Below are 13,080 nucleotides of genomic sequence, written 5' to 3'. Positions count from 1 at the left end.
GGAGGCTTCTATGATACAGGAACAACTTGCCCATCTGCCGGAATTTCTTCCCGATTACCGGCCCTTCCCCCCTGCCAAGGAACGTACTGCATGGCAGGGGCTGCCCCTGCGGGCAAAGCAGCGCTTTTTGCAGGCGGGGAAAGCCGCGCTGCAAACGCCCATTGCGCCCCTGCCGCTCTCGCTCTGGCTGGATTTCACCCACACCGGGCGGCGCACCCCATGGGAGGCGGCTTACTTCTCCCGCCGGGCGCGGCTTTGCGCGCTGGTAAGTGCCGAGTGTGTGGAGCACGAAGGGCGCTTTCTGGATGCCATTGCAGATACCGTATGGGCGATCTGCGAGGAAAGCGCATGGCAGCTGCCCGCCCACAACAGCTATGTGCGGGACACCCCGCAGCTGCCCCTGCCGGACACCACCCGCCCCATCGTAGATTTATTTGCCGCCGAGACCGGCGCGCTGCTGGCGCTGACCCGGTACTTACTGCCGGACGAGCTGGATACTGCCGCGCCGGGCATCACGGTGCGGATGGAGCAGGAGCTGGACGCCCGCATCCTGACGCCTTATTTTACAAGCCACTTCTGGTGGATGGGCAACGGCGCAGAGCCTATGTGTAACTGGACGAGCTGGTGCACCCAGAATGTGCTGCTCACGGTCTTTCTGCTGCCCACCACACAGCAGCAGCGGCAGGTTGCCGTCAAGCAGGCAGCGTACAGCCTCGACTGCTTTTTAAAGGACTACGGCGCGGACGGCTGCTGCAACGAGGGTGCACAGTATTACCGCCACGCCGGGCTGACCCTGTGGGGCTGCCTTGAAATTTTGTCCAGCATTGTGCCGGAGGCCTTCTCTCCCCTGTTCCATGAACCTAAAATCAAAAACATTGCAGAGTACATCTGCAACGTCCATGTGGAAGGGCCTTACTACCTGAACTTTGGCGATTGCAGCCCCCTTGCCGGGCGGTGCGGTGCGCGGGAATACCGCTTTGGGCAGGCTGTGGGCAGCGATGCTTTGCAAGCCCTTGCGGCGGCAGACTTCCGTGCCGATGCCGACCCCGACCATTTGCAGAACCCGGACGGCAGCACCCACATCAACCTGTGGTACCGGCTGACCACCGCCTTTGCAGAAGAAGAAATGATGGCGTACTCCGCAGCGCCCCGGCACCATTTAACGGTGTGGTATCCCAGCGTGGGCGTCTATGCCGCGCGGCAGGGCAGCTGGGTGCTGGGTGCAAAGTTCGGCTCCAACGGCGACAGCCACAACCACAACGATACCGGCAGCATTACCGTATACAAGGACGGCAGACCGTTCCTGATCGATATCGGAGTGGAGAGCTACACCAAAAAGACCTTCAGCCCCCAGCGGTATGAGATCTGGACGATGCAGAGCGCATGGCACAACCTGCCCACCTTTGACGGCGTGCAGCAGCTGCCCGGCGCGGAATACGCCGCCCGGGAGGTGTGCACCGATAAAAACAGCATCACCGGCGAACTGGCGGGCGCGTACCCGCCCATCCCGGGGCTTACCACCTACCACCGCAGCTTATCGATCAGTGAACAGGGCATCACCCTGCGGGACGAAACGGACTATCCCGGCACGGTGGAGCTGACCCTGCTCACCGAGCAGAAAGCCGCCCCCACCGCGGACGGCTTTGCGGTGGGCACACTGGGCGGCATCCGCTTTGACCCTGCTGCCGTAACGGCTGCTGTTACGGCGGTGCCCATCACCGACCCGCGCCTGCGCACCGCATGGCCGGAAACAATCTATAAGATTACCCTGCATTTCCAAAGAATGCTGAACCTCGAACTGTACTAAGGAGAACTGCCATGGAGACCATCAAGCTGAAAATTCTGGACGAAGCAGGTCACACCCTGATGACCTGCGACGCCGACACCGCCGTATCCCTTGTTTACACCAACGAATACCACCCCGGCGACCGGGTGGCACTGGAGATCGACCATCCCGGGCAGTACTGCGTCATCCAGTTCGAGGACACCATGCCCGAAGCCCTTGTGTATGTGGTCAAGCGGGAGATCAATTTCCACATTCCCTTCGGGGAGCAGGCCATCACCTATTCGCCCAAGAGCTTTGTGGGCAGCCGTCATGTCATCCGGGCACGGCTGGCGCTGCCGGAGGAGATTGCCGCCCGGCGGAATCTGGCCTTTAACTGCTATGACGAGCACGGCGACACCGGCTTTTACCCCCACGCCAGCGCCAACGTAGAAACGCGCGGCGAGGCGGTGTTTGCCGCCCGCAACGCCATCGACGGCATTTTTGAGAACAGCGCCCACGGCGAGTATCCCTACCAGAGCTGGGGCATCAACCGCGACCCGAACGCAGCCCTGACGCTGGATTTTGGCCGGGAAGTACTGCTGGATGAGCTGCGCATCACCGAGCGGGCAGATTTTCCCCACGACAATTACTGGGTCAAGGCCACGGTGGAATTTTCCGACGGCAGCAGGTTGGACATCCCGCTGGTGAAAAGCGCCAAGCCTCAGAGCGTGGCCTTTGAACCCAAGCGGGTGCGCAGCCTTGTGCTGAAGGATCTGATTCAGGCCGAGGGGACTTCCCCCTTCCCTGCCCTGACCCAGATCGAAGCCTTTGGCACCGAGGTGAAGTGATATGAGCATCTACAATGCCCTTTATGGGCGGGACGGCCATGGCGTAGGCCCAAACGAGCCGGAGAAAAAAGGCTTTGCACGCTTTTGCCAGATGGTCGGCCGCGACCTCGGCCAGCTGCTGGGCACGAACCTGATGGTCTGCGTGCTCTGCCTGCCCGCTGCGCTGGGGGTCTCGCTGGGGGTCACCCTGCTCTCCCTGCCGCTGACGGTGGTGTGCAGCGCGGTCACCGGTCTGCTGACCGGCCCTGCCATGGTGCTGCTGGCAGACTGTGCCCTGCGCAGCTTGCAGAACGACCCCTCTCAGTGGCTGCCCCGGGCAAAACAGACCCTTGCCGCCCATTGGAAAGCCGCCTGCGGCTTTGGCTGCATTGGCACGCTGGTGCTGGGGCTGCTGTGCTTTGTGTCTGCCTTTGTGTTTGAAGCCGCCGCGCAGCAGGGGTATTACCCCGGGCTTGCGGTGCTGGTATTTCTGGCACTGGACTTTCTGGTGCTGGCGGTTTTGGCTACGCTTTGCGCCGCCGTTCTGCCGCTGCAAGCCCCCGCCCCGGACGTCCTGCTGCGCCGGACGGGCAGGCTGCTGGCTGCCGCCCCGGCGCGCTGCGTCTTGGCAGGCGTTCTCATGCTGGCGGGCATCGGCGGGATGATCTTGCTGTTCCCGGTCAGCATCTTCTGGGCGGTGCTGTTCGGTTTCTGGCTGCCGGGGCTGGCGGCGATGCAGACCCTGTTCCCGGTTTTGCGGCAGGAATACGGCGTAGAGGTGCGCAGCATCCCGCGCCCGACAGCGCCGGATAAGCCCCTGACCGCACAGGAGCAGAAAAAGCGCTCCCGCGCCAACTGGTGGTATTATAACTGGGGCATCGTGGCGGTGGCGGCAATGGTCATTGTGGGCGTAGCGTATGTGGCGCACGGCCTGCTGACTACCGTAGACCCGGACTATACCGTGGCGGTGGTCACGGCAGAAGCCCTGCCGGACGAGGCCGTGCAGCGCCTGCAGACTGCGCTGGCAGACTATGCGGAGGACGCTAACGGCGACGGGGCGGTCATCGTGCAGATAAACAACTACACATGGAGCGCCGATGCCGCCCTGACCGACATGAACGGGCAGATGGCCGGTGCCACCCAGATGAACACCGGCCTTGCTAACGGCGAAAGCAAAATTTGGATTCTGGACGACCCGGAGGGCTTCGAACAGGCCTATGGGGCGCTGAGCGAAAAGCTGGGCGCGGACTGGCAGGCAAAGCTCATCCCGTGGAGCAGCCAGCCCGCCCTTTCCGGGCTGGAACTGGGCAGCTACAATACCGCCGCCGACGGAAGCCAGACCGTGGATATTCAGAGCCGCTTTGCCGGGTACAGCGTAGCAGTGTTTGATGCTTCAGATGCGCTATGGCAGGCGCTCAATTCGTAAAAAAGAAGCCGGACGTAGTGTCTGCACTGCGTCCGGCTTTCTTCATACAGTACCTTGAATCTTGCATAAGCCGTCTGAACGTGATACCGTGCCATGACCTCACACTTTCCGTGGGCGAGCCGGACAACGCCGCTGCAAAACTTCGTTCGGAGCAAACGGTGACCCCATTACATGAGCAGAGCCCAGCTACTTATTTTTTGCGTCTTAACAATTTGGAAACATTTGTTGAACTTGTCGGGGCGAGGCCCCTCCATCTGCTATCGCAGACCGTTCTGCCGCTTAAAAGCCCCACTGGGGCTTTCATTGCTGCGCTGCGCAAACGCGGTCTATGCGTTTTGAGCGCAGCGGTAGAGGGGGACAAACGTCCGGGCAAAGCTCCCTTTGCGGGTGTTGTATTTTGTCTTATCCGGCAGCCACGGCAAAAAGCAAGCCGCCTTGTGCTGTGGGGATGGCACCAGCCGCCCTTGTGGAGGTGCTTCATCTTCTCCTGCACTCCCTTCTTCTTTTGACATTTCCTTTGACCGTAAGCAGGGGGATGCATCGATTTTGCACTCATTTGTCCGCGTGCGTCCAGTAGCGTCCGGCTCACCACAGAGCTTGCCGTCTTGGAAAGCGCCAGCCCCACTTCCTGTTCCAGCTCCCGGATAGCATTGGTCAGGCTGGACTGAGAAATATAGAACTGCTGCACTGCATGGCTGATGGTACCGGTGCCGGCAACAGCCGTGACATAGCGGAGTTGTTGAAGGGTCACGGCAGTTTCCTTTCGGTGTGTTTTTTCTATCCTACCGCAGAGCCGCCAAAAACGCAACGTATTTTCTTCTTTGAAATACCAAACGAACATTGCCGGCATATCCAAGATACGTTTTACCCGCCCTGCAATTTCCCTTATAATAGCACCGCAGTCTTGAAACGGCTGCAACATTCCCATATCACAAAGGAGGCTTTCCGGTATGGGACAACGGCAAAGTGAGATCATCAAAAATCACATGGAAGTCTACTGGCACGACTATGCGTCGGCCAGCAAGGGCGTCCCCATTACCGAGGCGGGGCTTGTGGAAAAAGCCTCCGTCATTGGACGCACCGGGCTGATGCTGCTGGAATGCGGCACCGGCGCATGGCGTGTCCGAAGCTCCATGAACACCCTTTCGCGGGAGCTGGGAGTCACAACAACAGCGGACATCGGCCTGTTGTCCATTGAGTTCACCTGCTTTGACGGTGACCAGTGTTATACCCAGTCACTCTGTCTGACAAATACGGGCGTGAATACCTCCCGGCTGAACCGACTGGAGCATTTCGTCAACGACTTCGACCGGGAAGGAAAATTTATGACCGGCGAAGAACTGCACAGCCACCTCGATGAGATCGAGCGCATCCACGGCTTGTATTCGCCCATCGCACTGGGCTTTGCAGCTGCACTGGCCTGCGGCTGCTTCACCTTTCTGCTTGGCGGCGGCATTGTGGAAATGCTGTGTGCCTTTTGCGGTGCAGGCATCGGCAACTTTGTACGGTGCAAGCTGACAAAGCACCATTTCACCCTGTTTCTGGGCATTACGGCGTCGGTCTGTTCAGCAAGCCTCGTGTATGCCATCCTGCTGAAGCTGGCAGAGGTGCTGTTTACCGTATCGGCGCAGCACGAGGCGGGGTATATCTGCTCCATGCTCTTCATCATTCCGGGCTTTCCGTTCATTACCAGCGGCATCGACCTTGCCAAGCTGGATATGCGCTCCGGGCTGGAACGTCTGGCCTACGCCGTCCTCATCATTCTGGTGGCAACCATGACGGCTTGGATCATGGCACTGCTGCTGCATTTGCAGCCGGTGCAGTTCCCTGCCCTGAGCCTGACACTCCCGGAAGAGATCGTGTTCCGGCTGCTGGCAAGTTTTGGCGGTGTGTTCGGCTTTTCGCTCATGTTCAACAGTCCCCGGAACCTGGCAGTCTGCGCCGCCCTTATCGGTGCGGTAACGAACACGTTCCGGCTGGAGCTGGTGAGCCTTGCGGGCTTTCCGCCCGCTGTTGCAGCGTTTCTGGGCGCACTGCTGGCCGGACTGCTGGCCTCCTGCCTGAAGAGCGCCGCCGGTTATCCCCGCATCTCCGTCACTGTGCCGTCCATCGTTATCATGGTGCCGGGACTGTATTTCTACCGTGCCATCTATAATCTGGGCATCCTGTCTCTGATGGACTCTGCCACATGGTTTGCAGATGCCATTCTCATCATCGTAGCACTGCCGTTAGGGCTGATCTTCGCCCGTATTGTCACTGACAAGACTTTCCGTTATTGCACCTGATGTGCAGCATTTCCATTCTCCCATATAAGGCAAAACGCAGCGAATCTTTTAACGGATCGCTGCGTTTTGTTTTGCTGTGATGCACTTATAAAGGGAGTTCGTTTACAGGGCGTTTACTCGCCGTAAACGATCTTGGTAGCAGTTTCCACATGGCGTTCCAGCCGGTCGGCAAAGTGTTCCAGCGGCAGAAAAACGCCAAGTTCATCGTAGCGGGTTCCGCCGTCCTTGAGCGTGTCCTGTCCATAGTAGACCACGGAACGGGGCAGTGCGTGCTGCAGCTTCATCTGGATATCCCAGACGGTGGAGTAGGCCTCCGCTTCCGTCACCTTCTGCTTCACGGTGTCCGGCAGTTCGTAGATCAGCAGCAGCCCCAAATGCTGGTTGTAGTGGTACTCCACCACATCCATCGAGCCTTCGTCGTAGCCGTGATACTTGCAGTAGCCGCTGGCAAGGTACATTTTTACCTTTTCCTGCTTCTGGAACACCCGGATGAACCGGTCGTATACTTTGCTGCTCACGGCAAATTTGTTGTTCGGCAAAAGAACGCCGGCATCATCCGTCAGGATCACCGGGTTCGGCTGACCATCGGCGTTGAATTTGAACGGGATCAGAGCAGCGTTCCGTAGCAGGTCAAACATACTGTGCTGGCAGATCGCCATCAGAAAGGCAGACAGATCCTTGTTCTCGTAGGCATTGAACAGCGCTGCGGCAAACTGCTGTGCACTCACGGTCGGCGCATCCAGTACGTCTGCCATGTCCAGCGAGTCGTTGAAGGTATCCATCAGGCGTCGGCAGGCTTCTGGATTTTTCAGTATCTCCCCGAACAGTGCCTCTGCCTTTTCTTCTCTTGAAAATATCGTTGCCATCAAAAAGACCCTCTTTCTGTTTATTTCCAACTACCTATTATAGATTCATAATGCCCCGCTGTGAAATACTGCTTTCATATTGCTGCTATATGCAGAACACTTTTTACACATTTTCCAAGTGACCGTATAACGGACACTGCAATCATGAAATTGCACGAGGGAAATCGAAAAGTATATAAGTTGGTTTGAACGGAGGCAGTTCCTATGTCTGAGGTCAAAAAGGTCGTGCTGGCATATTCCGACGGTCTGGACACATCGATTATCATCCCGTGGCTGAAAGAGCACTATAACAACTGCGAAGTCATTGCCGTGTGCGGCAATGTGGGGCAGAAGGGTGAGCTGGAAGGCTTGGAAGAGCGTGCCAAGGCAAGCGGCGCATCCAAGCTGTATGTACATCGAAGACCTGACCGATGAATTTGTGGAGGATTACGTCATTCCCACCATGCAGGCCGGGGTAGATTACGAGGGTTATCTGCTGGGCACCAGCTTTGCCCGCCCCATTTTGGCAAAACGCGTGGTGGAGATTGCCCGCGCCGAGGGTGCGGATGCGGTCTGCCACGGCAGCACCGGCAAAGGCAACGATCAGGTGCGCTTTGAGCTGGCCATCACCTTTGGCGAACTGGTGTATGATGGCCAGTGGTTCAGCCCGCTGCGCAAAGCTCTGAGTGCCTTTGTCACCTCCACACAGGAGCATGTCACCGGCAAGGTGCGTCTGGAACTGTACAAGGGCAACCTCATCAATGCAGGGGTCTGGTCGCCGTTCTCTCTGTATCGTGAAGACATCGCCACCTTTGCCGCAGGCGGCGACTACAAGCAGAGCGATGCCACCGGTTTCATCAGCATCTATGGTCTGCCCACCAAGGTGCAGGCTATCGTAAACAGCGAAAAAGAAGGGGAATGAAGTAGCTTATAGCAATTTGTGTTTTACTCTGCGAACAAAAAATCCGAACCCTTCTCCTATTGGAAAAAAGTTCGGATTTTGTTGTTGTGGTGCACCTCCAGGGACTCGAACCCTGGGCCCACTGATTAAGAGAGCAAACCGCCGGTTCGTCTCAATTTATGGAAGTTTCGAGTTATCGTTATTTTTAATCAAATCAACGTGATTTTTCACCCAGCAATTTCTGCACCCTTTGTCGGATTTTGCAGCGAAAAGCACCCTCTGCACGTTTTGAAACCGTGCAAAATCCGTGCAGAAACCGTGCACTTACTCTCTGACAAACAAAAATCACACTATCCACCACCGACTTGACGGCAATGGTTTGAGTGACCGACCCAGATATCCTAAATTATCTCTCTATGTTTACAAAACATCTGTGATTCTCTCTTTCTATTACGTAAGGACGCAAATGAAGGGCCCCATAAACGTCCTACTAAAAAAAGGAGATTATTACTATGTTACTCAAAAATGGAAGTACTGGCAACTATGTTATGTACCTGCAGTATGGACTGCATATCATGTGCTGCCCTCCGGGTAGTTTTGACAGCAAATTTGGCTCTGGTACTGAAAATGCTGTTAAGAAGTATCAGGGCAAAAAAGGTCTTACCCAAGATGGCATTGTTGGCGATGGTACATGGAACGCACTGGTAAGCGACATTAAAACCATCCAGCAGCTCCTGAAGAACAAAGGTTATTACGCCAGTACAGTGGATGGCCTTGCAGGTTCAGGCACTTATAACGCTGTTATCAGTTTTCAGAAAGCATCCGGCTTGACTGCCGATGGTATGGTCGGCAGTGCCACCCTAAACGCATTGAACGCTTCTTCGGGCGGTACAAGTGGTCAATCTCATTCAATCACTCTGCCTACTGATAGAAACTATCTTTGGGCACAGAAGAATCCGGACATTGTTAAGCTTGTTGGAAATAGTGGTTGCTCTCTTGTTGCCGTGTTGAATACCGCTAATATCTATGGGCCTCGTGAATTCACCCCTAACGAAGTCCTGACTGCCTGTGGAAATTGGGGTGCAAACGGTCTGAATACTTGGGCTCTTCCCAGCAAGTGCAATGGTAAAATCGACACGAGCAACTACACTCATGGCGGTAAGGAGCAGGCGACTGTATTCAGTGCAGTCAAAGCAAGTATTGACAATAACCTTCCCATCATTATTCGGCTCAACAGTAGCGATGGCAAAAAGACGCATTTTGTCACAGCGATTGCTTATACTGGCAGTTGCTCCTCTGCAAGCAGCATTTCCGTCATTGATCCTGCTGGTGGTGTCATTCGAACTCTTGAGGAAGCGGGAACTGCACGCAATGAAACCGTATACGGTGATTATATCGCAACCGCTCGTCGCTCCTAAATATCTCTACTCTCTTCATCAACAATAAGTTGTAAAGCATCATTTTTAACATATATCCCCCCCAAAGTCTTTTCTCAACTCTCGAAAAGGCTTCGGGGGGGATTTTTCAATGCCTATTATATGCAACACTTTTCACTATCTGCTTATCCAAGCTCAGGCGAGTGATATTTATTTACTCTCCACACATCCCCAACTTTTACCAACTGCATTTCATATTCGACTTTATTCATGTCATCATATGAATACTCATCATGTTCCTCATACGTTTCATTGGGATTATAGTATGCAATCATTACAAAATTTACTTGTGCTTCCGTTTTATTTTTCAAATAGTATCGCACTGAGCAGAAATCATCCGGATAATATTCTCCCACATATCCAGTAAAATATGGAATTTGTGCCAAATCATAGTCATCACAAACGGCAAGTTTTCCATTATAATTCACAAACTTTTTCTCAATTGAATCTTGTGACAAGAAATCATTTGTAAAAATAGATTTCATATATTCTTCAAACTCTTTATAAGAATTTTGATAGACCTCATAATCATGTCCGTTCAGTTTTACATATGTCGGCGCATTTTGCGTCATAGGCACAAAAGTCGGAGCATCTTCAATTTTAAAATTCAGTCCTTTTAAGTTACTTGATTGTCCCCAAAGTGCATAGTCTATTTTCTGCGCTTTTTCAAAAACAGTATATTGATCTTGATCTAAAAATACCGAGGTCGAATCAACTAACGTCTGGGAAAAATCTTGCAAATCATTTTTTTCTTCAGAATTGCATGAACTTGACGATGTATCCTGTGACGAAACTACTGTGGACATTGATGATGCTGTTGTATCATTCATTCCACATCCCACCAAATTCACCACAATACAACCTAGAATCACTATCATTTTTACACTTTTTGCACAATTCATATATGTTCTCCTTTTTTATAAGTTTATCAACATATTGTTTAGTCTCTATTACCTTCTTGTAAACTTTTTATATTAGCTCACAAAAATCTATTTTTCCGTTTACAAATCTTAACATTTTTTCTCTTTCCTCTTAAAAGGAGGAAAGAAAATTGAATTATACGCTTTTTGACCTTTTTCTAAATGCATATAACGGCAACTCCTTTGCACAGCTACAAATCGTCCAACGTTTTCAGCCATTACTGAAAAAATATGCAGCTCTTCTTAAGTATGAGGATGCCTATTCAGATTTACAATTATATCTTCTCGAATTACTGCATTCCGGAAAATTGACCAAACTTCAAAGAAAAGATGACGGCACATTAGTGAAATATATTGAATCCTCTATCCGGCATCAATACATTTCGCTTAACAGCCGAAAAAACGCCGTAGATAACTCTGTCATCGCAAGCGTTGATGAAATTGATTTCAATCAGATGTCTTTGTCCTCAAACGATGAATATCCTGAACTATTGATTTCCGATTTACATTCTGTTCTTCAACCTTCTGAACTGACCTTATTATCTCAATTTGTTTTTAAAGGAATGAGCATCGCAGATATAGCAGAAAAATCTGGTGTCAGTAGACAAGCTATCAACCGTAAAAAGCTTTCCATATTAAAAAAATTAGAATGTGCATTCTTCCCTAAAACTTCCAAATAAATTCTCATTCATTTTGATTTCATTCTTTAGTGTATAAAAGCTATTTTCTTCGCTCCCTTTAATCAAACCACCACGGCAGTTCCAGCCACAGGTTATCCATGGCCTGTTCCTCGGTCTTTTTGGCGCGGCCTTTTGTCAGGTGAAAGTATATCGCCGTGCCGATCAGCGGATGTTCCTCGCCATCGGTGAAGCCATAGCGGTACAGCAGATAGGTCTGCTCCCGTTGGGTCAGCCGTTTCAGGCCATAATACAGTTCCCGGCGCGATTCCTGCTCCTCCATAATGCTCTGCGGCTGCATGGCGTAGGGGTCGGCTATGGCCTCAATGCGCCGTAGTTGTTCCTCTCCCGGCAGAACATCATCCAGCGAAACACGTTGGTAACAGACGCCGTCCTTGTCTTCCGTCACCATCCGCTGCTCAAAAGCGGCAAAGGCATCCCGCACCATGTCCATCATGGCGTTGCGGATGGCAGGAGCCGCATAGGTCAGGAACTTCATGCCGCGCGCTGCATCGAACTTCGGCACAGCTTTCCATAAGCCCAGATTGCCTGCCTGTTTCAAATCGTCCGTGTCAAGGTTCAAGCCAGACTGTGCCAGATTCATGCTGCGGAAAAGGTCATTTGCCACCTTGCCGATAAAGGACTTGTTGTTTTCGATCAGGCTGTCCAGTGCGGCGGCATCGCCTTTCTGTGCCAGCGCACAAAGCCGTTCATTCGTCTGCTTCATGGGCGTTTTCCTGCTCTGCGGCAGACTGCAAGATTCCCAACAGACCGCTTCGCAACTGCTCCAGTGCTTCCGGCGTGGCTCCTTCCATACCCGAAACGCTGTCCAACATTGCATCCGTCAACTGCTCTGCCGTGATCGTTGGGTGCTGCACATCCTGCCCTTTGGTCAATTCGGTGAACATCTTCTCTGCCACTTTCTTGCTCATGGCTTCCTGTTCGGCGTAATGGCTCCCGATGCCCTTTTTGATTTCCTTGACCGTTGCCATGAAGTACATTTCAATGTCATCAAGATCACCTTGATACACCGGCTTTCTCCGAAGGCTGATGTCTTTGGCAGCCTTGGCTGCTTCTGGGGTCTTGACCCTTGTACGTAGCAGGGTGCTCAATATCGTGAGCATGGCATTCTGTGCTGCGATACCAGACGCAAAAGTATCATCAAAATACTGCGATATGCGGTAAGTAAGCTCTGCAAAGCGGGCGTTTTCCAACAGCAGGTTGACCACCTCTGTATTGACACGCCCTGTGTAGAGGTTCTTTGCAGCTTCTACGGACAAGCCCAGTTCGGCAATGTCGTAATTTTTGCGGTCGGGGATGTTGGTTTCTCCCAGCAGGAAATCCGTGGACACATTAAACAGCCTTGCGATTTTCAGCACCTGCTCATGGGTCAGCGTCCCTTTTGCGCCGCTGATGAAGCGGCTGATGGTGCTTTTGGAGCAGCCGATTTCCTTGGCAAGCTCCGGTTGGCTGATATTGTGCTCTTTCATCAAGTCCGCAAGACGGACGTTGGACGGTGCGGGCAGATATTCCTGTGCCATGTGGTCGGCCCTCCTTTTTGAGCTTTTTCCTCATTATAATACGCTCTGCCGTTTTGTTCAATATACGGTTACTTCTCCGCCCTTGCTGTTGCAAATCTGCAACCAGTAAGGGCTTTTTTCTTTTTCCGTTGCAGTTCTGCCGCTTTTTCGCCTTTCCTGCAAAATTTTCCGTATATTCAGGCAGGAAGCAAAAAACACCAGAGTTCTCACTTTGGGGATACTCTGGTGCAACACATAACATCGCCCTGCCCGGTGGCCGCAGGGTGCGGGATTTTGTAGGCATCGAGCCGCTTGTCCACCCCTGTCCGTAAAAAGTGCATTTTTTCACGGAAGAAATTCGTACAACCTGTACGGTCTGTACTTGTACGCATCTGTACGGCGGATTGAAGTAAATTAAAACGAATTATCGTTTATATTTCGGATTTCCGTACGTCGTACGAACCGTACAGGTTATTTG

General features: G+C 52.9%; 11 protein-coding genes and 1 pseudogene. 7 read left to right on the top strand and 5 right to left on the bottom strand.

Translation table 11 applies throughout. From position 1 onward, the window contains the following. Positions 1-10 precede the first annotated feature (10 nt). Genes MTP43_RS05205 through MTP43_RS05195 form a run of 3 tightly spaced genes read left to right on the top strand, consistent with a single transcriptional unit; the run spans position 11 to position 4,018 of the window. The gene (locus MTP43_RS05205) at positions 11-1,807 is read left to right on the top strand and encodes a heparinase II/III domain-containing protein (RefSeq protein WP_217285517.1); all 1,797 of its coding nucleotides are present in this window, start codon (positions 11-13) and stop codon (positions 1,805-1,807) included. An 11-nt stretch (positions 1,808-1,818) separates the two neighbouring features. After that, the gene (locus tag MTP43_RS05200; RefSeq protein WP_005920147.1) at positions 1,819-2,613 is read left to right on the top strand and encodes a hypothetical protein; all 795 of its coding nucleotides are present in this window, start codon (positions 1,819-1,821) and stop codon (positions 2,611-2,613) included. Between the two features lies 1 nt (position 2,614). After that, on the top strand, positions 2,615-4,018 hold the full coding sequence (locus tag MTP43_RS05195; protein ID WP_117526560.1) for a hypothetical protein: 1,404 nt from the start codon (positions 2,615-2,617) through the stop codon (positions 4,016-4,018). A 190-nt stretch (positions 4,019-4,208) separates the two neighbouring features. Here MTP43_RS05195 and MTP43_RS05190 read toward each other — a convergent pair whose 3' ends face one another. Then, positions 4,209-4,946, bottom strand: a complete 738-nt coding sequence (locus tag MTP43_RS05190) for a helix-turn-helix domain-containing protein (protein WP_005920143.1) — start codon at positions 4,944-4,946, stop codon at positions 4,209-4,211. Positions 4,947-4,968: 22 nt separating this feature from the next. Here MTP43_RS05190 and MTP43_RS05185 point away from each other — a divergent pair, with 22 nt between their 5' ends. Continuing rightward, on the top strand, positions 4,969-6,303 hold the full coding sequence (locus tag MTP43_RS05185; protein WP_113621303.1) for a threonine/serine ThrE exporter family protein: 1,335 nt from the start codon (positions 4,969-4,971) through the stop codon (positions 6,301-6,303). A gap of 113 nt (positions 6,304-6,416) precedes the next feature. Here MTP43_RS05185 and MTP43_RS05180 read toward each other — a convergent pair whose 3' ends face one another. Next, positions 6,417-7,169, bottom strand: coding sequence for a DUF4866 domain-containing protein (locus MTP43_RS05180; RefSeq protein WP_005920139.1), 753 nt, complete (start codon positions 7,167-7,169; stop codon positions 6,417-6,419). 204 nt (positions 7,170-7,373) lie between these two features. On the opposite strand from MTP43_RS05180, the pseudogene MTP43_RS05175 reads away from it, so the two are divergent. Both MTP43_RS05175 and MTP43_RS05170 read left to right on the top strand, forming a co-directional pair. Then, a pseudogene (locus MTP43_RS05175) lies at positions 7,374-8,070 on the top strand (argininosuccinate synthase domain-containing protein). 491 nt (positions 8,071-8,561) lie between these two features. Beyond that, positions 8,562-9,467 carry a peptidoglycan-binding domain-containing protein gene (locus MTP43_RS05170; RefSeq protein WP_055186213.1) on the top strand — a complete coding sequence of 302 codons (906 nt, stop codon included), beginning with the start codon at positions 8,562-8,564 and terminating at the stop codon, positions 9,465-9,467. Between the two features lie 143 nt (positions 9,468-9,610). Here MTP43_RS05170 and MTP43_RS05165 read toward each other — a convergent pair whose 3' ends face one another. Beyond that, on the bottom strand, positions 9,611-10,387 hold the full coding sequence (locus MTP43_RS05165; RefSeq protein ID WP_128118058.1) for a hypothetical protein: 777 nt from the start codon (positions 10,385-10,387) through the stop codon (positions 9,611-9,613). A 149-nt stretch (positions 10,388-10,536) separates the two neighbouring features. On the opposite strand from MTP43_RS05165, the gene MTP43_RS05160 reads away from it, so the two are divergent. After that, the gene (locus MTP43_RS05160) at positions 10,537-11,085 is read left to right on the top strand and encodes a hypothetical protein (protein ID WP_249235143.1); all 549 of its coding nucleotides are present in this window, start codon (positions 10,537-10,539) and stop codon (positions 11,083-11,085) included. A gap of 58 nt (positions 11,086-11,143) precedes the next feature. Here MTP43_RS05160 and MTP43_RS05155 read toward each other — a convergent pair whose 3' ends face one another. Together MTP43_RS05155 and MTP43_RS05150 are read right to left on the bottom strand one after the other, a co-directional pair. Next, positions 11,144-11,809 (bottom strand): sigma-70 family RNA polymerase sigma factor, encoded by a 666-nt coding sequence (locus MTP43_RS05155; RefSeq protein WP_249235142.1) that lies wholly within the window; start codon positions 11,807-11,809, stop codon positions 11,144-11,146. Continuing rightward, a complete protein-coding gene (locus MTP43_RS05150) occupies positions 11,793-12,623 on the bottom strand; it encodes a helix-turn-helix domain-containing protein (RefSeq protein WP_249235141.1) in 831 nt (276 codons plus the stop codon). Before MTP43_RS05150 ends, MTP43_RS05155 begins: the two co-directional genes overlap by 17 nt. Between the last annotated feature and the right edge of the window lie 457 nt (positions 12,624-13,080).

The organism is Faecalibacterium sp. IP-1-18, assembly GCF_023347355.1.
GTDB classification, from domain to species: Bacteria; Bacillota; Clostridia; order Oscillospirales; family Ruminococcaceae; genus Faecalibacterium; species Faecalibacterium prausnitzii.
Note: the sequence above shows the minus strand (reverse complement) of the source record. Positions and strands in the feature narration are given on the sequence as shown.